Source organism: Microvirga sp. (genome assembly GCF_014699075.1).
In the GTDB taxonomy this organism is placed as follows: Bacteria; Pseudomonadota; Alphaproteobacteria; order Rhizobiales; family Beijerinckiaceae; genus Microvirga.
Genome location: NZ_JACXAB010000012.1, coordinates 57,721 through 84,435 on the forward strand (window position 1 = coordinate 57,721; position 26,715 = coordinate 84,435).

Sequence of the window (26,715 nt, forward strand, 5' to 3'; positions counted from 1 at the left end):
CGTCAGAGACGGTAGCGCTCGGCGAGGCCGAGGAGTTGCTGCGAGAGCTGGGACAGATTGGCCGCTGCGGTGTCGAGTTGCCGTGTGCCGGCCGCCGTCTGCTGGCTCGCCTGGCGAATGTTCTGGAGGGCGCCCATCACCTGCTCGATGCCGAGCTGCTGCTGGTTGGTCGAGGCGACGATCTGCTGAAACGTCTGCACGCTCTCCTGGATCTGGCCCGAGATGCCGGTGATCGTCTGCTGCGTGATGTCGGTGCGTTCCTTGCCGGCGGTCACGCGCTTCACGGCCTCCTCGGTCAGCATCACCGACGAGTTGATGCCGCGCTGAATGTCGCCCAGGATCGAACGCACCTGCGTGGTCGCGTCCTTGGCCTGGTCGGCGAGCGTCTTCATCTCGGATGCCACGACCGCGAAGCTGCGGCCGTTCTCGCCGGCTGCTGCCGCTTCGATGGCTGCGTTGAGTGCCAGAAGATGCGTGCGCTCGGAAATATCGTTGACGGAGGAGATGATCTCGCCGACAGCCTGGGTCTTCTCGCTCAAGGCGACGATGTTTTCCGCCACCGCTTCGGCCTGCTCGCGGATCGCATCCATGGCGCGCGCGGTGTCGTCAACAGCCTGGAGGCCGGCCATGCTGGTCTGCGCCGCCGCCTGTGCGGAAGCGATGACCTCCTGCGCACGCTTGCCGATCTGGGCTCCCGAATGGGTGATCTCATCGACTGTCGCGGCGGTCTCCTGAACGGCAGCCAGTTGCTCCTCGACGGAGGCCGCCTGCTCCTGGGTTGAGGCGCGGATCTCGGCTGCGGCCGCATTCAGGTTCTCCGTCGCCTCACGGCTCTGGCGGGCGAGCTGGCGCAAGCCCTCGACCATGGAGTTGAGCGTGGCGCCGAGATGCCCGATCTCGTCCTTGCCGGTCGTGGCCATCTGGCCACCCAGCTCTCCGCGTCCGATCCGCTCGACAAAGCCCATGAAAGCACCGAGGGGCGTGATGATGGAAGAGCGCAGGAGATAGCTGATGATCAGGCTCAGCAGTGCGATGCCCGCGATAGCGACGATGATCGAGGTTCGGCTCCTCTCATAGATTTCGCTGGCCTGCCGCTGACCGACCGCATTGGCCTCGAGCATGACGGCTCTGGCGCTGTCGAGCGTTCTGACCCATTCGCTGCGCCGCGCATCCAGGATTGCTTGCGTTCTCTGCATGGTGGCGAGGTCGCCACTCCGCAGTTCCGCGAATTGCTGTTCACTTGCGGCTCGCAACTGGCGGAGACCTTCGTTGGCTTCTTTGAGAAGTTCCGCGACCCGTTGCCAGGCGGCTCCGCGCTCCTGGGAGATGGACTGCGCGGCGAAGCCGTTCGCCATGGCTGTCGCATGGGCGATATCCGCCTCCGCCTTCGCCGCCACCCTGCTCCATTCCTGGATGCGATCCTCAAAGGAAGCCTGCTGGCCCAGGGCGCGAAGCAAATATCCTGCCATGATCTGCTGCCGCAGGTTGCGCATGACGTTCTGGTCGTCGTCGATGACCTCGAGCTGGCGCATCAGCGAGATGTCCCGCGAGACGATCCGCTCGGTTGTCTGACGAACGTCGTCGAGCCGGTTGATGGCGTAGAGACCAAGCCCGACCATCAGGGTGACGATGACGGCGAAGCCGAGAAGAATACGATTGGCGATCGAGATCGTCACGTCAGACTCCAGGAACAGGGGAAGGGGACAGGAAGGGGCGCAGAAGCCGCTCGGGATCGAGAAGCGACAGGATGTCGGTTTGATCGTCAGCGATGTCCTGCACGCGGGCATAGCCGGTCACTGCATCGCTCCGGTAGCCCGTGGCGTCCTCGCGGGTCAGCAGACGAATGTCGGCGACTGCAAAGGCGCGCTCGACCCTGAGAGCCACCTGCGGCTGATCGCGGCGGAGCAGCACGAAATGGTGGTCTCCATGCTCGGTGGAGGATGGTTCGATGCCCAGCGCGAGCGCCAGATCGATCACGCTCACCAGCCGCCCGCCCCGACCGAACAAGCCGACCAGTGCCGGCGGTCCATCCGGGACAGGCATAACTTTCTGTGGAGGCAGCACTTCGGCGACAGTCTCAATCGGAATCCCGAAGCGCTCGCGGCCTGCGCCGCAGACAAGGGCGCGCGGCAGGGTCTCAACCGGCGCTGCCTTATCCTTCCGCCGCGATGCAAGGCTCTCGGTTCTCTCATCAAGGATATGCTGCACCCGCTCCTCGGCCGAGCGGATCCTGCCTCTCTCGATCTGCCTCAGCTTCCGACGCACCGATTTCACCATGGTCATGCCTTCCGCCTGGACGGCGTTGCCGCGTCGAGGTGGATGCGGATCAGGTCACGCAGTTCCTTCGCAGTCACACCGTCGCCTTCGTCGAGCGGGTGATCGTCAGCCAACGCTGCGACGCTCTGGGCCGCATGGGTGAGCGAGCGCCGCCCAGGGGCCGTTTTTCCCTCAGAGAGCAGCAGGAGTCCGAGATGGTAATGAGCCATGGTGAAGTTTTTATCGAGATAAAGACTTTTGAGGAAGCTTTTCTCAGCCTCGTCAGGATGCTCGAGCGCCCGAAGAACCAAGCCTTGGTAGTAATGCAGCGCGGCTTTCAGCGGCTCGGCGATGAGAGCCTTCCGGCAGAGATCTGCCGCCGCAGCGAAGTCGCCCGCATCGGCGCGCGCCCTGATATCGCCGAGCAGGTCGCCGACTGATTGAGGGGCAGGACAAGCAGGCGCCTTTTGCGGAGCCTTCGGGGGGCGCGGGAGGGCTGGTCTGTGAGCTGACGCTTCAGGTTTCGGTTCAGGCAGGAGCGGCTTCCACTCCGGCAGGGTGGTCTTGGGTTGCAAGGGAGCAGGCACCGGCACTGGCGCATCACCGGCGCCACGCCGGTAGGCGACAGTTCCCGGCAGGCTCAGGGCCTGCATCATTGTCGCGAATACAGGATTCGGCTCGGCATGGCCCAGCAGCATCCAGCCATCGTGGTCCAAGCGGTCGCGCAGGGCTCCGACGATCCGGGTGACCGTGTCGGGATGGAAGTAGATCAGCACGTTCCTGCACAGGATCAGGTCGAAGTCTGAGAGTTCAAGCGGCGAGGTGCCATCGAGAAGGCTCAGCAGGTTGTGCCGCTCAAACCGCACCAGGGAGCGGAACTCCCGCCTCACTTCCCATTGCTCCTTGCCTGCTTCGGTAAAGTAGCGCTGTCGCTGCTCCTCCGGCATGGAGCGAAGCGCCCATTTGCCGAATCGCGCCTGCCGGGCCGCTTTCAGGAAGCTGTCGTTGATGTCGGTTCCGACAATGCTGACGCGCCACGTCCCGAGGCTCTCGCCGAGAATTTCATTGGCCAGAATCGCAATGGAGTAAGGCTCGGCCCCGGTGGCGCATCCGGCGCTCCAGATCCGCAGCCGTCGCGTGGCGGCCTTCCTGGCGATGATCTCGGGCAGAATGGTCTCGCGCAGGGCCGCGAACTGTTCCGCGTAGCGGAAGAAGAACGTCTCGCCGATGGTGATCTCGGCCTCTAGCTTTCCCCATTCCGCCGGGCCCGAGATTGGATCGTCCAGCAGGGTCAGATAGGCGCCGGAATCGGACAGGCCCGTGGCGCGCAGGCGCTTGCGCACGCGCTCCCACAGGAGGTCGTCCTTGTCCTGGTAGTAGAAATGTCCCGTGCGCTCGATCACACGGCTTTTCAGATGAGGAAAGCCGGCATCAAACAGCGGAACAGGATCGGGTCGTGCGGCCATCAGGCCGGCACCGCCCATTCATTGAGGCGGCTCTGCGCCTGGTGTCCGAGTTCCGCCAGCGCCTGCTCTTCTTCCGTAAGCAGGATCCGCTCGGCAGAGAGAAGATGAACGAGCCGGTCATTCCAGGTGACCTCCGCCTCGACGCAGCCGTTCAGGCTTCCCGCCTGCCTGACGTCGGAAACCTGTGCGGCATTCACTGTCGCCACATCCAGAACGCGGTCGACACGGAGCGCAGTGGGGCTGGCTGAGCCGCTGGCTCCGATCAGGATCAGGTGCCGGTAGAGATCGGCCTCCGGATCATCCTCATCTTTCTGGAGGCCGAACAGCACGTCGAGCCGGAGCACGGGAACCGCATCTCCGCCGAGATTGAAGAAGCCGGCGACTGGCCGGGGCAGGGCTGGCGGACGCCACAGGCGGGGCAGGGGCAGGAACTCGCGCACGGCGCTCCGGTGCAGGGCACAGGCGGTGCCGCACACGTCGAAGATGATGATCTGCAGGCTCGCCATGGATCAGATCGCTGGACGCCGGTTCCGGGGGAGGGGTGAAGGCCTTGGTGAGCATTAGATAGGCACCGGGTGACCTCCGGCAACCGCGGCCAACCTATTGAGACACCTGGTCCGTGGCCTCTTGAATGGCGTTCAGGCCCACGCTGGCCTCTTCGGAGTGCCCCGTCCGCTGGACGGCCCGGAAGACCTGCTCGGCGTCTTTGTAGCGGCCGAGATTGAAATACGACCAGCCGCGAATCAGCAGCAGATCATTCTGCTCCGGCACGAGCCGCGCCCGCTCGCTGAGGGCAAGAAGAGTCTCGACGTAGCGCTTGTCGCGGTATGCCGCCAACGCCCGCTGGGTCAGGATCGACGCTCCGAGCTCGACCTGACGCGACCGGGTCTGCGGTGCCTCGGCCGCCGCAATGGCTGCCTCGGAGGTCAGGTTCTTGCGCAGGTAGGCCAAAGACTTGCCGTAGGCGGCTTCTTCGCGGGTGCGGCCACTGCCGGTGGCGATGGCTTGGTCGAAGGCGGCGACCGCCTCCAGAGGCCGGTTGATCTCCATCAGGCACCAGCCCCGGGTGAGAGCCGCGTCACCCGAGAGACCTGTGGGGTTGCGCGTCATGGCGCAGCCGCGCCCCAGAGTGGAGCGGGCCTGGGTCTGGCGGAGCCGCACTCCTTCCTCGGTCCGGGCGAGAGGCTGTTCGACCTCGATTCGCTCCACGGCAACTTGGCGGGCGGCAGCAGGGCGGGGCGCTGTCTCCATCTCGGCCCGAGGCTGGACGGGAGCGGATCGCCGTCCGGAGCCGGGGTTGGTGCCGTCCGCGAGATCCGCGATGCGCTCGGAGCGCCCCCGCCATTGGGAGACGACGGCGTTGAAGGCGGCGCGCTCGTTCAGGCGCTGGGTCGACAGGGCAAGGCCATAGGCCGAGGGTTCGTCCTCAGGCCTCCAGCCGAGAGCGGTTCGGAACCAGTCCCGCGCGGTCCGGATCTGCTGCGTGTTGTAGGAGTACCAGCCAAGCGCCTGAGCACCGTCGGGGAAACGCTGCGCCGTCACAACCGGGACGATCCGCGCGACCACCCGGGCATCGAGCCGCGGCGCCGGATCCTGGCTGAGGAGGGCCGTGGCGACGTCCAAGTAGATCTTCATGTTCTCGGGAGCGCGCTCGCGCCACTCATAGGCGAAGGCCTCGGCGTCCGTGAGGCGCTCGAGCGCCCTTAAGGACATGGCATAGCCTTCGGCCGCCTTGGCGCCGCCGTTGCGGTCGAGAGCCGTCTTGAACAGTTCGAGCGCCCGCGCCGGATTGCCATGGTGATAGTTGTACCAGCCGAGGATCAACACGGGGCCGGCCTCATTGGTATTCCGGATCAGCCGCTCGACCGCCGCGAGATCCTCGGCCGACGCGGTCATTTTGCTGTCGAGAGACGCCCGCTCGACCCTGCGGCGGGCCAGCTCGTCGCGGATGGAGCTGAAATCGTCCGGGCTCTCGCCGGTCCTGCGCTCGAACTGGAGCAGATCGGCTACCTGCTGTTCGGGCAGGAGGGTGAGAGCCTTCTGCAGCGTCGCGAGGCGTTCGGCCGGATTGGCGCAGTTCGTCAGGAGATAGGTGTACACATCCCGGGTGCGGATGGGCTGATCCGTCCGGGCGAACGCCTCCGCCACGCGCCAGAGCACATCCACATTGGTGCAGGTGAGAAGGCTCGGCGACTCGGTCGCCACGGACAGCACGGTCTGCCATTGGCCGGAATCGGAGGCATTCACCAGACGGCGACGCGCCTCCACCGTTTCCAGAGCCGTAACAAGCTCCTCCGGCGGCTTCCAGTTCGTGTCAGCGGCCTGGCGTTCGGCGATGGCGGCGCGGACTTCGGCGATCCGGTCCTCGCGGTAGAGGTTCCATAGGCGCTCGAGGAGCGGATCCGGCGGTGCGCTTCCCCCTGCCGAGAGCTGCGACAGATCGCTGGGCGGTGTCCAGTTCGGATAGAGCGCCCTGAGCCGGGCGATTTCCGCATTCACCCGGCGTGTGTCGCCCTGGGACGCGAAATAGCGAAGCGCCGATTCATCGACCTGCGGCTGAGCGCCGTTGGCGGGAGGTGACCCGGACGGCAGCGATCCGGCGGGCGGTTGGGAGCCGCCGGGGCCGGTCTGCTGCGCGATCGCTGCGAATCCCAGGATCAGGATCGCAGTCGTTATGGCGCTGCCGACGAGACGCATTGCGGATATTTCTCACCCAGCAGGGATTTCGCCAAAAGGTACAGGGTGGACGGATAATAGAGGCTCGGCTCGAAGGTCCTCAGCGCTGCCGGAACGGGCGTTCCTTCGAGCGCACAGGCCAGAGCGGCTTGAAGAATGGCATAGCCCTGGTCCGTGAGCCGCTCCCGGATCTGACCGGTCACAACGTTGACCACGGCAACGCCTTCGTTCTCCGCAGACCAGCGCTGCTTGAGGGCTCTCAGCCACTCCAAATCAGTCATCCCTGCTCTCAACAGGTAAAGCGGTATCCTTAAGGAGTTGTAACCAAACTCGGGCGGGAAGCCGTCTGCCGGTTTGGGCTGCAATCCGCTCTGAAGGGAGAGCCAGTCCGCCGGAAGCCGCACGCGGCCCGCGGTTGACTGCTGAAGAAGCATCACCCCATCGCGCCAGACGCGGTTCCATTCGTATTCCGGCGCAAGCACCGCCATCACGGGGAAAGCCTCGAAGACCCAGTAGGAGAGGTTGACCACCGGACCATCGGGACGGTCGCCCGCTCCGAAACCGTCAGCGCCTGGCAGAAGCACGAGGGAGCGACCGCTGCGACCAAGGGTGTTCTTGCCGATCGCCCTGGCGATTTTCTGCGCGGCGGTGGTGTAACGGGGCTCCTGCCAGACTTCTGCAGCCTTTGCCAGCGCATAGGCGATGAGAAGATCGCCATCGGTGGCGTTGTTGCGGTCCGTCACCCTGGGCTTTGCGCCGGGATCCCACTTCCACACCGCCAGGCCGTCGTCACGAATGAGGAGTTCGGTGAAGGTGAAGCTCAAGATCTGCTCGAAGGAGCGTCGGTCGGACGCCGCCAAGGCGAGGAGGAGGCCGTATCCCTGCCCCTCGCTGTGGCTGATATTGCCGTTGGCCGTATCGACCACGCGGCCGCTGTCTTCGACGAAGCGGGAGCGGTAGGCCTCCCAATCCGCCGACGAAATGGTACCGGCAATCTTCAGCGGCTGCACGGAGAGGCTCTGGGAGGATGCCATCGATGTCATGACGAGGGAGATCATGGCGAGGAGCCATGGCAGAAGCGATGCGCGCCTGGCACATCGTGCAGAAAAGGGGTCCCGGTTTTCTGCGCTAAACGATGCGCTATTAAACAGATTGAGCATCGGATGGATCCCAAAAATGGTGTCCACTTTTGGGTCCGATGCTCTGGGCACCTGCCGCGTCATGAACGTCGTCCCAGCCTGCTCAGGAGCAAGGCGGTGGCGACGCCAAGGAACGTGCAGCATGCCAACATGACAAGAGCATATTGGAGGATGTTGGCGGACATCCAGTTCGCTGCGACAAGGCGAAGATTCGTCAGCGAAGGCGGCTGGGTCTGCACAAAGCGATAATCGCTGATGGGCTCCACCTGCAGCTTCATCTCCCTCGGCTCCAGAGCGATGGCGCGCCCCGAGACCTGGGACCAGAGCAGGGGATTGGACAGACGGGCCATCTCGTCCGCCAGCGCACGATCGGTGCGGGCCGTCACCAGGGTCCAGACTCCGGCTCCCTCACTGCGGCTCTGCGCCATGAGAAGGGATGCGCGCTGCGGCGGTTCGTAGGGCGCATCGGTCCGCTCTTCCAGCTTCAACGACGAGAGAGAGAGGCTGAAGGTCTTTTCCAGCCAGTCCTGCACGGAGCCGATGGTCTGCTGAACGATGCCGCGGCGCTGGAACGTGTCCGACCAGCGCCTGCGGACCTCGTCTGTCGAGGCCGTGGCCGTGCGGTCGGGCGAAGCCTGGCTCAAAGGCATGGTGAAATCCGCGCTTGCCGTCTGTGACGCTCCTTTGTCTGCGACCGGCGTCGACGGCCACATCATGCGCAGGTGCTCCGTCACTCTCACGCGGTCGAGCATGCCGGGCGGGATCTGGTCGACGGCGCCGATGAACAGCACGGAGTCATCCTCGGCGGAGGCCGCATTGGCGAACTGCGCCTGCACCGGCCGGCCGGCGTTGCGGGCCATGCGGGCCAGCAGGGTTCCGGCAGCGGACAGGTTCAGCGCGTCCGGACGCGCAAGGACGACGGTGGTGGGGAGGTCTTCGTCCGAGAAACGGCCGGCTCCGAGAACCGCCAGATCGGGCAGGCGTCCGATCCGGCCGAATTTCGGGAATTCCAGGGTGGTGGTGTCGAACAGAACGAAGCGCTTCGTCTCAGATAGGGTTTCCCCCGGTGCGCAGCGGGCGTCTGCGTCCGTCATCAGGGCCGCCTCGATGGTGACGCGGTTGAACCCGGACTTGAAATTCTTGAGTGGGACTCGGACGGTATGCCGCCGGACGATGTCTCCCTGCGTGGTGATCGTCATCTGCGTGCTGATCTGGCCGTTGACGAACACGTTCACATGACTGCCGGGCCGGACCGCGGACGTATAGGCTGCATCGAGATGCAGGATCGCTTCTCCATACTCGGTGGCATAGAAGTCCGAGGGAAGATTGATGGCGAGATCCGCCTTCAGGCGCCGACCGGAAAACTCCTGCGTCGGCACGCCCAGATCCGCAAAGCGGAAGGTCTGATCGCCGAATGCCGTAGGAACCTCGGGCCAATGCCAGGAGGCGGTGTCGATGATCCCGCGCTCGGCATTGAGAGGGTTGAGGGTCTGCGTTCGGACGATCCCGATTGCCGTGTCGAGATCCTGCCAGGTGGGTCCTGCCACCACCAGTGTTGAGCCGATGGAACCGGGCTCCTGCATCATCATGGTCAGCGGCTGCACTGAAGCGGCGTCCGGAATGCCGGGCACAAGGCCGCGCAGCTCGCTGGCCAAGCCCATAGCGACCTTGATGGTCCCGACAGGCGAGGGGCCCGGATCGGATTCCATCACCTGGATCACGGGATGGGCATAGCGTCCGCGCAGGGCAACCGTCTGCGCAAGACGCAGCAGCCGATCGCGGATCTCCGGCCGGTAGATCTTGGGGGCAACCACCCGGATCGTGGTGACGCCGGTGCTGTCGACTCCCACGGCGGGCAGATCGTCCAGGCCACGCAGGGTCTTCGTCGCCCCTTCGGCGAAGATGAGGCGCGTGGATGCCGAGTCCACATCGGTCCAGAGTTCATAGGTCGCCGCAATGGTGCAGTCCGTCCGGTGACGCTGAAGGGTCTCCATGCGGATAATGTTCTGCCCCGGACGCAGAAGGCCGGGACGGATCGACGATGTCACGCGCTTGATGTCGTTCGACGAGGCGATCGGCGTGTCGAGCACGGATTCACCGTTGATCGCGATCCTCAGGCGAGAGCCCTCGGGCATGACCACGACCGCGTTCTTGTATCCCATGGAGAAGGTCGCGCCGCTTGCGGCCTCGTCCTGCGTGAGATGGAAGGTCCAGGACCGGGCGTCCGTCTCACCCTCAAAACGGAGCGTCTCGAAGGGAAGAATCGGCCGCTCGATCCGCGCGACGTTGCGCACCGGTAGAGCATTGGTGACGACCGGCGCACGGACGGGCGAAGGAGCGTTTCCAACGGCTCCTGCCGAGGGCGCTGTATTGCGCGGTCCCATGCTGAAGGGCGCGGCTGTGCCGGCTGGGGATGCCGGCTGCGGATCTACCGGTCGGGGAGACGGCGCTGCAGCCGGTGGCGAGCCGGGCTGGCGCATGTCGAAGGGCCCGGCAGGTGCGGCCTGATTGGGCGCAGGCGCAGGGCTTGTCTGCGGCGCTCTCGCGCTGCCGGGTGCCATGTTGAATGGCGCCGCCTGGGCGAGGGCGTTTGGTGCACCGATCGCTTGCAGCCCTAGCAGGAAGGGGATCAGAACGCGGCGCACGACACACCTCTACTTGACGGCTGCGACTACGGACGGAGCCGGTGGGGAGGAGCGGCCGATCCGCTGCAGTCCCAGGAAGTAGGAGAGGCCCCGGCCGGTCTGATAGAACGCAACCATGAAGAACCAGAGCGTTCCGCGCAGCACGCCGATGTCGTAGTGGCGATTCTTTTGGAACTCGCTCCACTGATCCGCATTGGCGAACACGAGGTCTGCGATCATCTTCCGGTGCTCGGCCTTCTCGATCATGAAGCGGCATCCCAGCAGCAGCCCATCGTCATCCATGCCGACCTTGCGGATCTCCACCGGCAGATGCTGGATGGGAAGGTTGGCGAAGGGCTGGAACTCGATGGTGCCTGCGGCTCCCTTCTTCAGTCTGGGCTCGACGGATGGCGGCACGTGAACCCTCGCGCCGCCGACCGACACGTCCCGCAGGACAGCATCGATGATCTCGTCGCCCATCACAAAGCGGCAGGGGCGCTCGACGCGGACCCGGTGGCTCTGGCGGCGCGTCGCACGCTCCGACACGACGCCCAGGGCGCAGCCCGCAATGATCAGGTTGAGGATGTTCCAGGCTCCCGTGACAAGGGTCAGGTCCGCCTTGTAGGGCTCAGCCCAGACCCGCACTCCCGTCGCCACGACACCGAGGAGCAGGATGCCGAAGATGATGAAATAGGGGGTGCCCAATTCCGAGACCCGGCTCTCGTCCATGGTCTCGTTCTTGGACGTGACCTTGAATGTGGGCTTGCTCGGATTGGCGATCACCGACAGGACGGCGGGCAGAAGATAGATCGTCTGAACGTATTCGTAGAGATCCGAAATCCACGGCCAGCGATAGCGGCCATAGAGATAGTTCTGCATCATGAAGTTCACCATCATGTAGGTGAACGTATAGGCGAAGAACTCGCCTCCGGACGCAGTGAAGATCTCCAGCGAGAAGAAAAGATAGCAGAGCGGCGAAACGAGGAAGCAGAACCGCGAGAACGGGAACAGCCAGAACATGCTGCTCGACATGTAGCACAGGCGCTGCGACAGCTTCAGACCGCGCTTGAAGGGCGGGAACTTGTAGCGCAGGATCTGCATCATGCCCTGTGCCCAGCGCGAGCGCTGGCCGATGAAGCTGGCGAAGCTGTCCGGCTGCAGGCCCGCAATCAGGGGCTTGTCCACATAGGCGCTCTTCCAGCCCCGGGAATGGAGCTCAAGGGCGGTTTCGCAGTCTTCCGTGATGCTGACGCCGCTGAAGCCGTTGGTCTCCTGAAGCGCTTCGCGCCGGAGAACGGCGGCCGAGCCGCAGAAGAAGGAGGCATCCCACTTATCAAGGCCGCGCTGGATAACGCCGTAGAACATCTCGTTCTCCGACGGCATGGTCTGGAACGTGCCGAGATTGCGCTCAAGCGGATCGGGATTGATGAAGAAGTGGGGCGTCTGGACGAGAAACAGGTTCTTGTCCGATGTGAAGTACCCGACGGTCTCGGCTAGGAAGTTCCGGGCCGGGGCATGGTCGGCATCGAAGACCGCCACCAGATCGCCCGTGGAATGCTCGAGGCCGTTATTGAGATTGCCTGCCTTGGCGTGCAGGTTGCGGGCGCGGGTCAAGTAGCGGACATCGAGCGCGGCGCACAGGGCCTGCAACTCCGCGCGGCGTTCCCGGGCCTGCAGCGCCGCAAGTGCATTCTGCGAGCTGCATTTCTCGTCCGTGCCGCCATCGTCCAGAAGCCAGACTGTCAGCTTGTCCTCCGGATAGGTCATTGCCTTGGCGGCCGCCAGCGTGGTCGCAAGGAGATCGGCTCCCTCGTTGTAGCTCGGGACGAAGACATCGACGGTGGGCAGGTTGTGCGGGTCGATCTGGGGCGCCTTGCGCGAGGGCATCGGGCTGGAGACCACGAAGAGGCTCAAGAACAGCATCATGACGCTGTACATCTCGGCCAGGTACAGCAGGAAGCCGGGGATGAAGTTCGCCACTTCCGTGATCGGCGGGATGGTGCTGGTGGTCCGCCAGAACACATAACGCAGGACAATCGCAGTGCCCAAAGCCAGGGCGATCTGGCGCCAGATGCCTTGCGCCCGGAAGAACTTGATGATGATCATGCAGGCCACGACAGTGAGGCCTGCCACGAGGTGCGCCTGAAGACTGATGGGAAGAACGACAAGCGAGACAATCAGGATCGCCGCCACTGCCCAAAGGGCCACGATAAGACCTGCTCGCATTTGTCCGGATTCTCGGCCTGAGTGTTCGCGTGAGAGAGTGCACGCTTAGTTCAACACTGGGGGCAGGTCTATTAATATATCTCTATCGTTGCTTAGGCCTATTGTCACATCGATAAATAAAATTTTATATAACGTTATTACATAAAACAATATAGACTTGGCTTTACTCAGCCGGGGGAGGCGGCACCACAGGATATCCCCCCAGCGGAGGTGTGTTCAGTGGCGCAGGCGTGCCAGGGCCAGCGGGCACGACCGTATCCTTGTCGATGAGGCGCCCCGATGCCTCATCTGGGGGAGGCGCGCGGCGGCTTTCCGACGACAGGGCGCGCCGGCGGATGACGGTGGCGTCCTCCCTCCTGTCGAGGCCCAGGGGGTACATCGGCGCACCGGTTTGCCCGAAACCGGCAGGCGGCGATGGCGGATCGCCGTAGGGATTCCAGGATTCCTGATGGTAATAGGCGGCAATCGTGTAGCCGTACATGACCCGCAGCAGCTGGTCGACATTGGCATCGGCGTCGCAAAGGCGCAGGCGAACCGAGATCGCTCCCCCGGGCACCAGAACGGCGGGCTTGTCGGGTTCGATCTGCTGCCAGGCGTAAAGGCAAAGATCGCCCCGAGAGGAGCGCCCCGTCGCAAAGCCGAAGGGGCCGAACTTGTTCTGGACGTAGACGAGAGACGTCTCCATCGTGACGCCGGGGATCCGCTCCTCCATCTCCCGCTCGATCCGGTCCGGGGTCAGAGGAGGCAGGGAGAGTGTCTCCGGGATCTCCATGTTGCTCGCGGTATTGTTGAGCAGGCTGACATAGAAGGCGTTCTGCCCGCTTGTCAGCGAGGCTGTCGATAGGGCGATCTCCTGCGAGATCCCGTTCTGGTAGGTCTGCTGCAGAACAGCCACGACGGAGGGCCCTCCCGGCGGAGGGACGATGATCGCGCGGGTTGCCGGCACTTCGGAATTCAGGGCGGCGTAACCGAGATCCGAGCGGCCTGCGCAGGCGGCAACGGTCAGCAGCGCTGCCGCGGCGGTGAGCCACTTCAGGAGCTTGCCATAGCCGCCTGCATGCCGATGGTCACAGGCGATGCAGGCCTCGGGCGTCGGGGCGCCGAAGTGCATCTGAGTCCTGTGCGTTGAGGCGATCATGCGGAACGTGAAAACTCTATTAGCTGGTCAGCCGAGAAGAGGCTTGCTCATTGAAGGGATGCCCCTGGAGCGGATGGGCCCATTCAGCCGGATGGTTTAACCAGCTATGACCATTCATGGTTAACGAACAGTAAGCATCGGCTTAGGGGCGGATTTTAATCCGGCCCGGATGGGTGCTTCGCCTTGACCTCCCGGCCGGACGGCATACAAACGGCGAACCGCTTTCAGGCATGATTGGCTCTGAGGCGCCTCCCGAGTCTCCCGATGACATTGCTTGGCCTGTCTGATGGACCGGGCAGGCCGATTTTCGGTTCCGGCCCTTGGGCCGGTTTGAAGAAAGCCTTTTCGATGCAATCCGCCTTTTTGCGCAACGCGCTTGTCCTCGGCATGCTCTCCGCCGTGGGGCCGTTCGCCATCGACATGTACCTGCCTGCCTTTCCGGCAATCGCCCGGGAGTATCAGGTCGATGTGAGCGGCGTGCAGATGAGCCTCATGAGCTTCTTCCTGGCCGTTGCCCTTTGCCAGAGCGTGTATGGGCCGCTCTCCGACCGGTTCGGACGCAAGCCGCCGCTCTATGCCGGGTTAGGATTGTTCGCACTGGCCAGCATCGGCTGCAGCTTCGCGCCGAATGTCGAGACCCTGATCGCCTTCCGCTTCCTGCAGGGCGTCGGCTCCTGCGCGGCCATGGTGATCCCCCGGGCGATCATCCGCGATCTGCACACCGGACACGAGGCAGCCCGCTTGATGGCGACAAGCATGCTGGTCTTCAGCGTCTCCCCGATCCTGGCGCCGCTGGCTGGAAGCGCCCTGACCGCATTCTTCAGCTGGCGCGTAATCTTCTGGGCCATCGCGCTCATCGGCCTGGGCGGCCTTGCCGTCGTGCTCTTCCTGTTGCCTGAAACCCACAAGCCGGATGAGGGCAAGGGAGGCATCGCTCAGGCTTTCCGGACTTATGGCAGCCTGCTGAGGGACCGGCGCTTTCTTGGCCTCGCCTTCATCGGCGGGTTCAGCAGGCGAGCTTCTTCGCCTATCTCGCCGGCTCCTCGGTGATCTTCATCGAGCATTTCGGCATGACGCCCTCGGCCTACAGCATGATCTTTGCGTCGAACGCCATTGCGTTCATCGGCAGCGCCCAGTTCAACAGCACCCTCATGCGCCGCTTCGGCGCCGAGCGCGTGGTGCGGATCGCGATTTCCTGCTTCGCCAGCTTCGTGACGCTGCTCTTCCTGTTGACCGTCTCCGGCGTCGACAACGCGTTCGTCCTGTGGGGCCTTCTGTTCGTATCGTTCGGCTGTCTCGGCTTCGTCATTCCGTCCACGGCGGTGCTCGCCCTTGAGGAACAAGGCGCCGTGGCCGGCACGGCCTCGGCCCTCATGGGCACCCTGCAGCTCGGCACGGGTGCCATAATCATCGCGCTGGTCAGCGCCCTCTATGACGGCACGTCCGTCTCGATGGTCAGCGCCATCTACTTCTGTGCCCTCGTGGCGCTCACCTTGAGCTTCCGGACGATGAAGCCGAAGCGTCTCTATCCCTGACGGGTCTGGTCGAGGATCCAATCGCGGAAGGAGCGCAGCAGCGGTGTCTCCGCCTTATGCTCCGGGTAGACGAGATAATAAGCCCCGCCGCTGACGAGACTGTTGGGGAAGAGGATCTCCAGGCGTCCCGATGCCAGCTCGTCGGCGATCAGGAAGTGCGGAATGAGAGCGGCGCCGAGGCCCGCAGCGGCCGCCTGGGCCACCATGGCGAATTGCTCGAAGCGCGGGCCGCGGAGCGGATTGCTCGCCTCCACGTCAACGCTCGCAAACCACTCAGCCCAGGCGGTGGGGCGCGTGCTCTGCTGGAGCAGGGTGGCCCGGGCCAAGTCTCGTGGCGAATGGAGGTTCTCGCGCTCCCGGTAGGCCGGGCTGCAGACGGGCACCGCTTCCTCGGTCCGCAGCAATTCGCACACGGCGCCGGGCCAGTGCGGCTCGCCGAAGTGAATGGCGGCGTCGAACGGCTCCGTGTCGAAGTCGAACGGCACGAGCCGGACGCCGAAATTCACCGTTGCACCCGGATGCTGGGCGAAGAAGCCCGGAATGCGCGGGATGAGCCATCGCGTGCCGAAGGTCGGCAGGGTTGCGAGGTTGAGCACGCCGGTCGTGCCGGACAGCGCAATGGCCTGGTGGGTGGCGTCCGACAGCTCGGACAGGGTGCTGCGCACCTGCGACGCATACAGGCGCCCCACATCCGTGAGCACCACCCGCTGCCGGGAGCGGCTGAACAGGGAGACGCCGAGCGATTCCTCCAGCTGCTGGATCTGGCGCGAGACGGCGCTCTGCGTCAGGTTCAATTCCTCGGCGGCTCGCGACACGCTGCCATGGCGGGCCGTGGCCTCGAAGGCCAGGAGATTGCCCACATTGGGCAGGAAGCCGCGACGAAACACACGTTCATTCCAATTATGAATAACCTGCTGCGAAGATGTCGATTTACTTTTGGCCTGTCCAGCGCGATTTTGCCGGTCAAATTCAATGGGTTTGTCTGGCCTGACGCCAGTACCCGAACGCTCTCATGGGAAGGATGAACATCATGGCCGGTGCTCAACAGGAACTCGCGAAGCTCAAGTGGGAGGATCCTCTCCTTCTCGATGACCTTCTGACCGACGACGAGCGCATGATCCGCGACACGGCCCGGGCCTATGCCCAGGACAAGCTCCTGCCGCGCGTGATCGAGGCCTATCGCGAGGAGAAGACGGACCGCGCCATCTTCAACGAGATGGGCGAACTCGGCCTTCTCGGGGTGACCCTGCCGGAGGATTACGGCTGCGCCGGCGCGTCCTACGTGGCTTACGGCCTCGTCGCCCGCGAGGTGGAGCGGGTCGATTCCGGCTACCGCTCCATGATGAGCGTGCAGTCGTCTCTCGTGATGTACCCGATCTATGCCTACGGCTCCGAGGAGCAACGCCGCAAGTACCTGCCCAAGCTCGCTTCCGGCGAGTTCGTGGGCTGCTTCGGCCTCACCGAGCCCGATGCCGGTTCGGATCCGGCCGGCATGAAGACCCGCGCCGTGAAGACCGATGGCGGCTATCGGATCAGCGGCTCCAAGATGTGGATCTCCAACTCTCCCATCGCCGACGTTTTCGTCGTGTGGGCGAAGTCGGAAGCCCACGACAACCAGATCCGCGGCTTCGTGCTCGATAAGGGCATGAAGGGGCTGTCCGCTCCGAAGATCGGTGGCAAGCTCTCGCTGCGCGCTTCCATCACCGGCGAGATCGTCATGGACAATGTCGAGGTGGGCGAGGACGCCCTGCTGCCGAACGTATCCGGCCTCAAAGGCCCCTTCGGCTGCCTCAACCGCGCCCGCTACGGCATCTCCTGGGGAGCCTTGGGAGCGGCGGAAGATTGCTGGCACCGGGCGCGTCAGTACACGCTGGACCGCAAGCAGTTCGACCGGCCGCTCGCCGCGACCCAGCTCGTGCAGAAGAAGCTCGCCGACATGATGACCGAGATCACGTTGGGCCTTCACGCCTCGCTCCGCGTCGGCCGCCTCTTCGACGAGGGCCGCGTGGCGCCGGAGATGATCTCGCTGGTCAAGCGCAACAATGTCGGCAAGGCCCTGGATATCGCCCGCGTCGCCCGCGACATGCATGGTGGCAACGGCATCCAGGAGGAGTACCACGTGATGCGCCATGCGCAGAACCTGGAGACCGTGAACACCTATGAGGGCACCCACGACGTGCATGCCCTGATCCTGGGCCGCGCCCAGACCGGCCTGCAGGCATTCTTCTAAGAGGGCACATCGATGGCGCTTCGGATCACCCTGGCAGGATCGACCGGCTGGGTCGGCAAAGCCCTCGTGGAGGCGATTGTGGCATCCGACGACCTCGCGTTGGTCGGTGCCGTGAGCCGCAGCGCTGCCGGTCAGGATGCGGGAGAAGCCGCGGGCCTCGCTCGCCTCGGTGTTGCGATCAGCGCAACCCTCGAGGAGGCGCTGCGCGAGCCGTCCGATGTGGTGATCGACTACACCAAGCCCGGTGTCGTGAAGGCCAACACCCTCACGGCTCTGGCTCAGGGCCGGCATGTGGTCGTCGGCACCTCAGGGCTCAGTGCCGAAGATTATGCCGAGATCGACGGTGAGGCGCAGAAAGCGGGTCGCGGCGTGCTCGCAGCCGGCAATTTCTCGATCACCGCGACGCTGCTGCGCCGCTTCGCCCTTGAGGCCGCGCGCTACGTGCCGGATGTCGAGGTGATCGACTACGCCTCGGCCAAGAAGCCCGACACGCCGTCAGGCACCGCCCGCGAACTGGCCGAGCTCCTGAGCGAGGCGCGCCAGGCTGCCACCTCAAAGCCCGTCGACGAGCTGACCGGCGTTCGCGAAACCAGAGGCGGTGCGCTCGGCGCCAAGGAGCCGGTGCAGGTCCATTCCCTGCGCATGCCCTCCTTCGTCCTGTCCTGCGAAGCCGTGTTCGGGGCCGATAATGAGCGCCTCGTGATCCGTCACGATGCCGGGTCGTCGGCGGCCCCCTATGTGGCCGGCACTCTGCTGGCCGCCCGTCGCGTCGGCTCGTTTACCGGCCTGCGGCGCGGTCTCGACACCATCATGGATTGATCCGCATGAAACCGCTCGCTGGCCTTAAAGTCCTCGAACTCGCGCGCATTCTCGCCGGTCCCTGGGTCGGCCAGCTGCTCGCCGATCTCGGTGCCGATGTGGTGAAGGTGGAGCGGCCGGGCGCGGGCGACGACACCCGTGGTTGGGGGCCTCCCTTCGTGGAGGCCGTCGATGGCGGCGATCTTTCGGCGGCTTACTTCCATTCCTGCAACCGCGGCAAGCGATCCATCGCGGTGGACTTCGAGACGCCTGAGGGACAGGAGCTCGTGCGCAAGCTCAGCGAGCAGGCCGATGTGGTGATCGAGAACTTCAAGGTCGGTGGCCTGAAGAAGTACGGACTTGACTATGAGAGCTTGAAACAGGTCAACCCGCGCCTGGTCTACTGCTCGATCACGGGCTTCGGCCAGGACGGGCCTTATGCGTCCCGCGCCGGCTATGACTTCATGATCCAGGGCATGGGCGGGATCATGGACCTGACGGGCGATCCCGCAGGCGAACCGCAGAAGATCGGCGTTGCCTATGTGGACATCTTCACCGGCGTCTATTCGGTGGTCGGCATCCTGGCTGCCCTTCGCCAGCGCGACGCGACAGGCGAGGGGTCGCATCTCGACATGGCGCTCCTCGACGTGCAGACGAGCGTGCTGGCGAACCAAGCCATGAACTACTTGGCCTCCGGCAAGTCGCCGCGGCGCATGGGCAATGCCCATCCCAACATCGTGCCGTATCAGGTTTTTCCGGTGGCGGACGGTCACGTGATCGTGGCGGTGGGCAACGACGGGCAGTTCGCCCGCTTCGTGTCGGTTCTGGGGAAACCTGAACTGGCCCAGGACGAGCGTTTCAGTTCCAATGCAGGCCGGGTGGGCCGCCGGGCCGAACTCGTGCCGATCCTTACCGAGCTCACCCTGAAAACCACCCGCGAGGCGCTGCTGTCGGCACTCGAGAAACAGGGTGTTCCGGCCGGCCCCATCAATACAGTGGCGGATGTCTTCGCCGATCCGCAGGTCATCGCCCGGGGCATGAGGATCGACCTGTCCTCCCCAGGGGCCAAGGGTGGGGCGATCCCGTCCGTCCGCTCGCCGATCGTCATGAACGGGGAGCCGATGGCGGCCCAGCGGCCTTCGCCGCGCCTTGGCGAACATACGGATGAGGTGCTGAGCGACCCATCCTGGATGGCCTGAGCAGCAAGCTGCCTATTCGACGATTCCCTTGGCCAGCAGGCGGGTGATCGCCTGCAGGATCCGATCCCTGTCTTCGGTCGAGAAGGGGCTGAGGTCGTGCATCTCGAAGCTGTTGAGGCCCTCGACGGCGAGCCAAGCGATGAGGGCCGCGTCGAGATCGTCCGACGTTTCCTTGAATGACCTCAGGGTTTCCCGGATGACCTCCCGCAACGGATCGAGGAGGCGCGGGTTCTCGGCCGTTGCGGCCAGCATGCCGTTGGCCGTCTCCTTCATCTGACCGCTGCACAGCTTCAGCAGGGCCGCCGTGCAAAGGCGCGCCTCCAGGTTACGCCCAGGCGGTGTCCTCTTGCGGATCTCTTCTTTCTCAGCCGCCACATTGTCGATGAGGCGCTGGATCATTCCCTGAAGCAGGGCTTCCTTGGTGGGGAAGTTGTAGAGCAGCCCGCCCTTGCTGAGCCCGGCCTTCTCCGCCACGGCCTCGAGCGTCAGCCGGCCGGCTCCGATCTCGCCAACAAGTTCTGCGGCCGCATCGAGAATTTTTTCTCGTGAACTCTTACGGCCTCGGGTACAGGGAAACAGCATCCACCACTCTTGTTTTGTGCGTTACCGCACTTGCGACTAAACCGTCCAGACGGTATATAAATTATTCCACGGCATTGGCGTCAAGGAAAAGTCGCGTTAATGCCGCACCTCCTTAGTCTTAGATGAGCCTGGTGACCCGGGTTCGCAATGTCGGAAGAAGCCTATGAAACGGCGCCTTGTAGTCGGTCTTGTGTTCATTCTCGCGGTTGGCCTGTGCGGCGGCTTGATCTGGTTCAACTTCTTCCGCGACAAGATGATCACGCAATTCTTTGCCACCATGCAGCCGCCGGCGCAGACGGTCTCGGCTGCCAAGGTCGAGGCGAAGACTTGGACGCCGGCAATCGCCGCCATCGGAACGGCCAAGGCTGCCAACGGTGTCGAACTGGCTTTCGAGACGGCCGGTATCGTCAGCCAGATTAAGTTCAAGGCGAACCAAAACGTTCGTCAGGGCGAGGTCCTCGTCCAACTCGACGACACTGTCGAGCGGGCTGACATTCAGGATGTCCAAGCGAATGTGAAGACTGCCGAAAGCAACTTCGAGCGCGCCAAGACCCTGTCGGCCCGTGGCTATGGGACGGAAGCGAACCTTGATCAGGCGAGCGCCCTGCTCGCGGCTGCCCGGTCGCGCCTCGCACGCCTGCAGGCCACAATCGAGCAGAAGACCCTGAAGGCGCCGTTCTCCGGCGTTACCGGCATTCCGCGGATCGATGTCGGGCAGTACCTGCAGCCGGGAACGGTCATCGCAAGCTTCCAGGATCTGTCGTCGATGAAGGTCGATTTCACGGTTCCGGAGCAGCGGGCCGGCGAGATCAAGCTTGGGCAGGAAATTCGTGTTGGTGTGACCGAAACGGATCTGCCCTTCAAGGGACGTATCATCGGTAAGGATCCTCGCGTCGATCCGGCGACCCGTTTGGTTTCCGTTCAGGCGCTCATCGAGGACAACAAGGACGGGGGCATTCTCCCCGGTCAGTTCCTCCACGTGGAGGCGATCCTGCCGGAGCAGCCCAACGTCATGACCCTGCCACAGACGGCGGTTATCACCAGCCTCTACGGGGATTACGTCTATACGATCGAGCAGGAAGAGCGGGCGGGCCAGCAGGTCCAGGTGGTCAAGCAGGTCTTCGTGAAAACCGGCCGCCGCCGCGGCGGGGCTCTCGAAATCGTCTCCGGCCTCGCTGTCGGTCAGCAGGTGGCTGCCTCGGGGCAGAACAAGCTGCAGGCCGGCTCGACCGTCAAAATCGACAACACCATCGATGTGACCAAGCTCGACGCGACGAAGCTCGCAAGCGGGCAATAGGCATCAGCCATGAGTTTCACAGAACTTTTCATCCGCCGCCCCGTCCTGTCGATGGTGGTGAGCCTCCTGATCCTGCTGCTGGGTGCACAGGGTCTGATGAACCTCCAGGTGCGCCAGTATCCGGAGGTCGAGGAAACCACCATCACGATCACGACGGTCTATACGGGCGCCAGCGCCGACCTGATCCAGGGCTTCATCAGCACGCCCATCGCCAAGTCCGTGTCGAGTGCGGAAGGCGTCGACTACGTGACGACGCAGAGCCGCCTGGGCGTGAGCACGGTGTCCGTGCGCATGCGCCTCAACACGGATCCGAACGCGGCGCTTACCGAAGTCACCTCCAAGGTGCAGCAGATCCGCGCGCAGCTTCCCTCCGAGGCTGAGGATCCGGTGATCATGAAGGGTACGGGGCAGAGCTTCGCCCTCATGTACATCACCTTCGGCAGCACGGAGATGAACCCGGAGCAGGTCTCCGAATTCCTCACCCGCGTGGTGCAGCCGCGTTTCGCCACGCTCGAAGGCGTCGGCAATGCCGAGATCCTCGGCGGGCGCGACTTCTCCATGCGTGTCTGGATCGATCCCGTGCGCCTGGCGGCCCGCGGTGTCACGGCCGGCGACGTGGTGGCGGCGATCCGGGCCAACAACTTCCTGGCTGCACCCGGCAAGACCCAGAGCGAGTACGTCGCCTACAGGCTCGACATGCAGACCACCCTGCAGACGCCTGAAACTTTCGGCACGCTGCCGATCCGCTCGAACGGCGACCAGGTCGTGCGTCTGCGCGATGTGGCGGATGTGGAACTCGGGCCTGAAAGCACGGACACCATCGTCAGCTTCAACGGCAGCCAGGGCACCTTCATCGGCATCACGCCGACGCCGTCGGCCAACCCGCTGACTGTTGCCGAAGAGGTGACGAAGGCCATTGAGGGCATCCGCGCGACCCTGCCTCAGGGCATGAATGTCGAGATCGTCTACGATGCATCGAACTTCATCTCGGCTTCCATCGAGGAGGTGTTCAAGACCATCGGCGAGGCGGCTCTCATCGTCGTGGTGGTGATCCTGCTGTTCCTGGGGTCGTTCCGCTCGGTGCTGATCCCCATCGTGACGATCCCGCTCTCACTCGTGGGCGTGTGCTTCTTCCTCTATGCGCTGGGCTACTCGATCAACCTCCTCACCCTGCTGGCCATGGTCCTGGCCATCGGCCTCGTGGTCGACGACGCCATCGTGGTGCTTGAGAACATTCACCGCCACATCGAGGAAGGTCTCAAGCCGGTCGATGCGGCCGTCACCGGCATGAGGGAAATCTTCGTGCCGATCGTCTCCATGACGATCACGCTGGCGGCCGTGTACGCCCCGATCGGCTTCACGCAAGGGCTGACGGGCTCGCTCTTTCGCGAGTTCGCCTTCACCCTGGCCGGAGCCGTGATCATCTCGGGCATCGTCGCCGTGACGCTCTCGCCCATGATGTCCTCGAAGCTGCTGAAGGGACACGGCGGCCAAGGGCGCTTTGCCGCTTTGGTCGACCGGGTCTTCACCCGGATCGAGAACTGGTACGCCCGGCGCCTGAAGGGATCGCTGGACTATCGCGGCGTGACGCTCGTCATCGTTGCGGTCCTGCTCGGCACCACGGCGTTCATGTTCACCAAGACCTCCTCCGAGCTTGCGCCGGAAGAGGATCAGGGCGCCTATCTCGGCATCCTGAATGCGCCGAAATATGCCACCGCCGAATATACCCAGGCCTTTTCCAAGCAGTTCACCAATGCGGCGGAGAAGATCAAGGAAATCGACGATAGCTTCCTGATCGTCGGCATTGATGGCGGCGGCGGCGGCTTCTTCGGCTTCAAGCTGAAGGAATGGAGCGAGCGTGAGAAGAAGGGGGCAGAGACCAAGCAGGACATTCAGAACCTTCTGAATGAGAATGCCGGCCTCCAGGCCTTCGCCTTCGCGCCGCCATCCCTGCCCGGAGCCGGTGACGGCCTGCCGATTCAGTACGTTCTGCGCACCATCGGCGACTCCTCCCAGGCCTATGAGACCGCGGATGACATCCGCAAGCGGGCCATGAAGTCGGGCAAGTTCATCGTTGTCCAGAACTCCATTTCCTACGAGTCCCCGCGGGCACGCATCACGGTCAACCGTGATCGGGCTGCAGCTCTGGGTGTGCCCGTGTCCGAGATCGGCAACACGCTCGGGGCTCTCGTCGGCGGTGCGCCGATCTCTAAGTTCGACCGGGACAACCGGAGCTACGACGTCGTCAGTCAGGTCCGGCAGGAGGACCGTCTCAATCCGGAGCGGCTTGCCGCGTATTATGTCCGCGCGTCCGACGGCTCCATGGTTCCGTTGTCGGCCCTCATCAGCATCAAGACGGATGCGGCTCCGGCGGTTATCGAGCAGTTCAACCAGCTCAATTCGGCAACCCTGTCGGCCCTGCCGCTGCCTGGGGTGACCACCTCTGAGGGTCTGGCGACCCTGCGTTCCATTGCCAAGGAAGTCATGCCGCAGGGCTTCTATGAAGACTATGCCGGTCAGTCGCGCCTGGAGATTCAGGAAGGCAACTCGATCTTCCTGGCCTTCGGGCTGGCCGTCATCGTGATCTACCTGGTGCTGGCGGCGCAGTTCGAGAGCTTCCGCGACCCGTTCATCATCATGATGTCGGTTCCGCTCTCCATGTTCGGCGCCATGATCTTCCTGAACTTGGGTCTGGCCACCCTCAACATCTACACGCAGGTGGGACTGATCACCCTCGTGGGCCTGATTACCAAGCACGGCATCCTGATGGTGGAGTTTGCCAACGAGCAGAAGGAGAAGCACGGGGTCAGCAAGCGTGAGGCCATTGAAGAGGCGGCGCGCGTCCGTCTGCGTCCGATCCTGATGACCACGGCCGCCATGGTGCTTGGCGTCGCGCCTCTGCTTTACGCCAGCGGCGCCGGTGCGGCGGCCCGCTTCTCCATGGGCCTGGTGATCGCGTCCGGGATGTCCATCGGGACGATCTTCACACTCTTCGTCGTACCGATGTTCTACACCTTCATCTCACGGGAGACGGTGCGGGCCCATCGGGCGGAAGACAGGGCCCCTGAGAAGCGTCATCACCATCAGCCGGTTGCGGCGGAGTGATAACGAAAAGGCCGGGCGATGCCCGGCCTTTTACGTTTCGTCCTGAGAGGCAGGTCGGTGTCGATCCTGCCTCTTCCTGTATTATTGAGCGATCTCGCCTTCGACTTCCATGAACGGCGAGACCGATTTGAAGCCGGCCTGCTCCGCAGCCTTGCGGACAGCCTCGGCAACCTCGCTCGAATGAACCTCGACGGTCTCACCGGTCTTCGCATCCACGAACATGATCTTCATCGCGTTCATGTCTGGCTGACCGTGGGAGATCACATAGGAGTTCTGGGTGGCCAAGCGATGGACGAGACCTGCGTCGCGCAGGAAGTCCAGGGCACGGTAGATGGTCACCGGAGCAAGACGCTTCTTCTCGTTGCTCAGGCGATCGACCAGATCGTAAGCCCCGACCGGGCCGCCGCTCTGGACCAACTCGCGATAAACACGCTCCCGGATCGGGGTGAGCCTGAGGTTGTTCTGCCGGCACAGATCGTCGGCACGACGAAGGAGGTTTTCCTCTTCTTCCTTCCTGAGGGCCTTGGTGCTCATGAGCCACACTCCTGTTATTACGGAACCTATACATTCATATAGGTAAAATCTGGCCCTGACAATGTGCTATCGTTGCGAAAGGTGCCAAAACTACACTTTTTCCTCAACGGAAGGCACATGATAGCCATCAGACATCCCGCTGATAAGTGGAATATCATGTAATAACGTGATAATTGTAATTAAGTTCCAGCCTTGGTGACTACTTGGCGCAAACTTCGCAAAGGCCCCGGATTTCCACCGTCACCTTCTTGGCCGAGAACGCGTGGTCGTCGCCCCAGTGGGACAGGCGCTCGCTGATATGCGGGTCGGTAAATTCCTTGACCAGACCGCAGCTTTCGCAGATCGCAAAAGCCGCCATGTCCTGGTGGTCATGGGGGTGCTTGCAGGCGACGTAGGCGTTGAGGCTCTCAAGTCGATGGGCGAGACCCTTCTCGATGAGCTTGTCCAGCGAGCGGTACACCGTCGGCGGCGTAACGGCCCCCTTGCCGCGCATCTTATCGAGAACCTCATACGCCGAGAGCGGGCCCTGGGCGGAGCACAGAATCCGATGAACCCGCTTCTGGGTCTCGTTCAGGTCGTCGAGGCTGTGGTGATGCGTATGGGCCATCTGGTATCGTTGGTTCCGCCGGGCATGGTCACCCTATACGTCATGATTGCGGAAGCGATTTCAAGACACCTGGGCCGATTGCCCTGCCGAGATACCCGGCAGGGACTTTCAGTCTGTAGACTTCCTTACAGATCCACCCAGGCCGCCTTGCGCTGCGAGGAGCGCACCGCCGCTTCGATGAAGCGGACGCCGCGAACACCGTGGTCGACGGTGGGGACCTGAAGCGCGAAGGGATTGGGCTCACGCTTTTCGATGCGCGCCGTGATCTGCTCGGCCACATCCGTATAAAGCTGGGCGAAGCCCTCAAGATAGCCTTCCGGATGCCCGCCAGGGATACGCGAGGCGGCGCGAGACGCCTCGTCCGCCCCGTAGCCGTTGCGGCGAATGGTGCGGGGCGGCTCACCGAGAGGCGAAAAGGTGAGGTAGTTCGGGTTCTCCTGGTGCCACTCGAGGCCTGCCTTCTCGCCATAGACGCGGATCTTGAGACCATTCTCAAGGCCTGCCGCCACCTGGCTGCACCAGAGCATGCCTTTCGCGCCGGAGGCGAAGCGCAGCATCATATGCGCATTGTCGTCGAGCCTGCGGCCCTCCACGAAAGTGTGAAGCTCCGCAGAGAGCGACGCGACCTCGTCGCCCACGATGAACTCGGCGAGGTTGAACGCATGCGTGCCGATGTCGCCCACGGCGCCCGCGGGGCCCGAGCGCGCCGGGTCCGTGCGCCATTCGGCCTGCTTGCTGCCGGTCTCCTCCATCCGGGTGGCAAGCCAGTCCTGCGCGTATTCCACCTGGACGACGCGAATGGCTCCCAGCTCTCCCGCCTGAATCATGGCGCGGGCCTGCCGCACGAGCGGGTAACCGGTGTAGTTGTGGGTCACCGCGAAGATGAGGCCTGACTCGCGGGCGAGCTTGGCGAGCTGATCGGCCTCGCGCCGCGTCGTCGTGAGCGGCTTGTCGCAGATCACATGGATGCCGGCTTTCAGAAACGCACGGGCGGCAGCGGCATGGGCATGATTCGGGGTGACGATGGCCACCGCATCGATTCCGTCCTTCAGCCGACGCTCGCGGCGCGCCATCTCGTTGAAGTCGCCATAGATCCGGTCAGGCTTTAGGAGAAGATCCTCGCCCGAGGCCTTGGCGCGATCCGGATCGGACGAGAGGGCGCCTGCCACCAGCTCCCACCGGTCGTCGATGCGGGCAGCGATGCGGTGCACCGCGCCGATGAAGGCGCCGCGTCCGCCGCCGACCATGCCGAGGCGCAAACGGCGGTTCAGCTTCTGATCGGGAGATCCTGCAATTGTCATGT

General features: G+C 63.8%; 19 protein-coding genes and 1 pseudogene. 6 read left to right on the plus strand and 14 right to left on the minus strand.

The window, feature by feature from the left end; translation table 11 throughout:
* Positions 1–2 precede the first annotated feature (2 nt).
* The 9 genes from IC232_RS17440 to bcsN form a co-directional block, all read right to left on the minus strand.
* Positions 3–1,676: a methyl-accepting chemotaxis protein gene (locus tag IC232_RS17440; protein ID WP_312895189.1), complete on the minus strand. Its 1,674-nt coding sequence runs from the start codon at positions 1,674–1,676 to the stop codon at positions 3–5.
* A 1-nt stretch (position 1,677) separates the two neighbouring features.
* Positions 1,678–2,283, minus strand: a complete 606-nt coding sequence (locus IC232_RS17445; protein WP_190846252.1) for a chemotaxis protein CheW — start codon at positions 2,281–2,283, stop codon at positions 1,678–1,680.
* On the minus strand, positions 2,280–3,722 hold the full coding sequence (locus IC232_RS17450; RefSeq protein WP_190846253.1) for a CheR family methyltransferase: 1,443 nt from the start codon (positions 3,720–3,722) through the stop codon (positions 2,280–2,282). Before IC232_RS17450 ends, IC232_RS17445 begins: the two co-directional genes overlap by 4 nt.
* Positions 3,722–4,228 carry a chemotaxis protein CheW gene (locus IC232_RS17455; protein WP_190846254.1) on the minus strand — a complete coding sequence of 169 codons (507 nt, stop codon included), beginning with the start codon at positions 4,226–4,228 and terminating at the stop codon, positions 3,722–3,724. The genes IC232_RS17450 and IC232_RS17455 overlap by 1 nt, the downstream gene beginning before the upstream one ends.
* A 94-nt stretch (positions 4,229–4,322) precedes the next feature.
* Positions 4,323–6,419: a tetratricopeptide repeat protein gene (locus IC232_RS17460; RefSeq protein WP_190846255.1), complete on the minus strand. Its 2,097-nt coding sequence runs from the start codon at positions 6,417–6,419 to the stop codon at positions 4,323–4,325.
* On the minus strand, positions 6,395–7,441 hold the full coding sequence (locus IC232_RS17465; protein WP_246812267.1) for a glycosyl hydrolase family 8: 1,047 nt from the start codon (positions 7,439–7,441) through the stop codon (positions 6,395–6,397). The genes IC232_RS17460 and IC232_RS17465 overlap by 25 nt, the downstream gene beginning before the upstream one ends.
* 176 nt (positions 7,442–7,617) lie before the next feature.
* Positions 7,618–10,182 (minus strand): cellulose biosynthesis cyclic di-GMP-binding regulatory protein BcsB, encoded by a 2,565-nt coding sequence (locus tag IC232_RS17470; RefSeq protein WP_190846256.1) that lies wholly within the window; start codon positions 10,180–10,182, stop codon positions 7,618–7,620.
* Positions 10,183–10,191: 9 nt separating this feature from the next.
* On the minus strand, positions 10,192–12,387 hold the full coding sequence (gene bcsA, locus IC232_RS17475; protein WP_190846257.1) for a UDP-forming cellulose synthase catalytic subunit: 2,196 nt from the start codon (positions 12,385–12,387) through the stop codon (positions 10,192–10,194).
* A 163-nt stretch (positions 12,388–12,550) separates the two neighbouring features.
* Entirely contained in the window at positions 12,551–13,498 is a 948-nt protein-coding gene (gene bcsN, locus IC232_RS17480; RefSeq protein ID WP_190846258.1) for a cellulose biosynthesis protein BcsN, read from the minus strand.
* Between the two features lie 375 nt (positions 13,499–13,873).
* On the opposite strand from bcsN, the pseudogene IC232_RS17485 reads away from it, so the two are divergent.
* A pseudogene (locus IC232_RS17485) lies at positions 13,874–15,060 on the plus strand (multidrug effflux MFS transporter).
* Here IC232_RS17485 and IC232_RS17490 read toward each other — a convergent pair.
* Positions 15,051–15,947, minus strand: coding sequence for a LysR family transcriptional regulator (locus tag IC232_RS17490; RefSeq protein ID WP_190846259.1), 897 nt, complete (start codon positions 15,945–15,947; stop codon positions 15,051–15,053). The pseudogene IC232_RS17485 and the gene IC232_RS17490 overlap by 10 nt on opposite strands.
* 143 nt (positions 15,948–16,090) lie before the next feature.
* Between IC232_RS17490 and IC232_RS17495 the strand changes: the two genes are divergently transcribed.
* The 3 genes from IC232_RS17495 to IC232_RS17505 are packed head-to-tail and all read left to right on the plus strand — an operon-like array spanning position 16,091 to position 19,287.
* Positions 16,091–17,290 carry an acyl-CoA dehydrogenase gene (locus tag IC232_RS17495; protein ID WP_190846260.1) on the plus strand — a complete coding sequence of 400 codons (1,200 nt, stop codon included), beginning with the start codon at positions 16,091–16,093 and terminating at the stop codon, positions 17,288–17,290.
* Between the two features lie 12 nt (positions 17,291–17,302).
* A complete protein-coding gene (dapB, locus tag IC232_RS17500) occupies positions 17,303–18,109 on the plus strand; it encodes a 4-hydroxy-tetrahydrodipicolinate reductase (protein ID WP_190846261.1) in 807 nt (268 codons plus the stop codon).
* 5 nt (positions 18,110–18,114) lie between these two features.
* Positions 18,115–19,287: a CaiB/BaiF CoA transferase family protein gene (locus IC232_RS17505; RefSeq protein WP_190846262.1), complete on the plus strand. Its 1,173-nt coding sequence runs from the start codon at positions 18,115–18,117 to the stop codon at positions 19,285–19,287.
* Positions 19,288–19,299: 12 nt separating this feature from the next.
* Here IC232_RS17505 and IC232_RS17510 read toward each other — a convergent pair whose 3' ends face one another.
* A complete protein-coding gene (locus tag IC232_RS17510) occupies positions 19,300–19,869 on the minus strand; it encodes a TetR/AcrR family transcriptional regulator (RefSeq protein WP_190846263.1) in 570 nt (189 codons plus the stop codon).
* A 163-nt stretch (positions 19,870–20,032) separates the two neighbouring features.
* Here IC232_RS17510 and IC232_RS17515 point away from each other — a divergent pair, with 163 nt between their 5' ends.
* Positions 20,033–21,166, plus strand: a complete 1,134-nt coding sequence (locus IC232_RS17515) for an efflux RND transporter periplasmic adaptor subunit (RefSeq protein ID WP_190846264.1) — start codon at positions 20,033–20,035, stop codon at positions 21,164–21,166.
* A 9-nt stretch (positions 21,167–21,175) separates the two neighbouring features.
* On the plus strand, positions 21,176–24,271 hold the full coding sequence (locus IC232_RS17520) for an efflux RND transporter permease subunit (RefSeq protein WP_190846265.1): 3,096 nt from the start codon (positions 21,176–21,178) through the stop codon (positions 24,269–24,271).
* 81 nt (positions 24,272–24,352) lie between these two features.
* On the opposite strand, the gene IC232_RS17525 is transcribed toward IC232_RS17520, so the two are convergent.
* The 3 genes from IC232_RS17525 to IC232_RS17535 form a co-directional block, all read right to left on the minus strand.
* Positions 24,353–24,805, minus strand: coding sequence for a Fur family transcriptional regulator (locus IC232_RS17525; RefSeq protein ID WP_052003362.1), 453 nt, complete (start codon positions 24,803–24,805; stop codon positions 24,353–24,355).
* 199 nt (positions 24,806–25,004) lie between these two features.
* Entirely contained in the window at positions 25,005–25,412 is a 408-nt protein-coding gene (locus tag IC232_RS17530) for a Fur family transcriptional regulator (RefSeq protein ID WP_246812268.1), read from the minus strand.
* A gap of 125 nt (positions 25,413–25,537) precedes the next feature.
* Positions 25,538–26,713, minus strand: a complete 1,176-nt coding sequence (locus IC232_RS17535; protein WP_190846266.1) for a Gfo/Idh/MocA family protein — start codon at positions 26,711–26,713, stop codon at positions 25,538–25,540.
* Between the last annotated feature and the right edge of the window lie 2 nt (positions 26,714–26,715).

What these genes read in the sequence shown, in the direction of transcription:
- IC232_RS17445 (WP_190846252.1), bottom strand. Translation starts at nt 2,283, where the DNA reads ATGACCATGGTGAAATCGGTGCGTCGGAAGCTGAGGCAGATCGAGAGA.
- IC232_RS17450 (WP_190846253.1), bottom strand. Translation starts at nt 3,722, where the DNA reads ATGGCCGCACGACCCGATCCTGTTCCGCTGTTTGATGCCGGCTTTCCT.
- IC232_RS17455 (WP_190846254.1), bottom strand. Translation starts at nt 4,228, where the DNA reads ATGGCGAGCCTGCAGATCATCATCTTCGACGTGTGCGGCACCGCCTGT.
- IC232_RS17460 (WP_190846255.1), bottom strand. Translation starts at nt 6,419, where the DNA reads ATGCGTCTCGTCGGCAGCGCCATAACGACTGCGATCCTGATCCTGGGA.
- IC232_RS17465 (WP_246812267.1), bottom strand. Translation starts at nt 7,441, where the DNA reads ATGACATCGATGGCATCCTCCCAGAGCCTCTCCGTGCAGCCGCTGAAG.
- bcsA (WP_190846257.1), bottom strand. Translation starts at nt 12,387, where the DNA reads ATGCGAGCAGGTCTTATCGTGGCCCTTTGGGCAGTGGCGGCGATCCTG.
- bcsN (WP_190846258.1), bottom strand. Translation starts at nt 13,498, where the DNA reads ATGCACTTCGGCGCCCCGACGCCCGAGGCCTGCATCGCCTGTGACCAT.
- IC232_RS17495 (WP_190846260.1), top strand. Translation starts at nt 16,091, where the DNA reads ATGGCCGGTGCTCAACAGGAACTCGCGAAGCTCAAGTGGGAGGATCCT.
- dapB (WP_190846261.1), top strand. Translation starts at nt 17,303, where the DNA reads ATGGCGCTTCGGATCACCCTGGCAGGATCGACCGGCTGGGTCGGCAAA.
- IC232_RS17505 (WP_190846262.1), top strand. Translation starts at nt 18,115, where the DNA reads ATGAAACCGCTCGCTGGCCTTAAAGTCCTCGAACTCGCGCGCATTCTC.
- IC232_RS17510 (WP_190846263.1), bottom strand. Translation starts at nt 19,869, where the DNA reads ATGCTGTTTCCCTGTACCCGAGGCCGTAAGAGTTCACGAGAAAAAATT.
- IC232_RS17515 (WP_190846264.1), top strand. Translation starts at nt 20,033, where the DNA reads ATGAAACGGCGCCTTGTAGTCGGTCTTGTGTTCATTCTCGCGGTTGGC.
- IC232_RS17520 (WP_190846265.1), top strand. Translation starts at nt 21,176, where the DNA reads ATGAGTTTCACAGAACTTTTCATCCGCCGCCCCGTCCTGTCGATGGTG.
- IC232_RS17525 (WP_052003362.1), bottom strand. Translation starts at nt 24,805, where the DNA reads ATGAGCACCAAGGCCCTCAGGAAGGAAGAAGAGGAAAACCTCCTTCGT.
- IC232_RS17530 (WP_246812268.1), bottom strand. Translation starts at nt 25,412, where the DNA reads ATGGCCCATACGCATCACCACAGCCTCGACGACCTGAACGAGACCCAG.
- IC232_RS17535 (WP_190846266.1), bottom strand. Translation starts at nt 26,713, where the DNA reads ATGACAATTGCAGGATCTCCCGATCAGAAGCTGAACCGCCGTTTGCGC.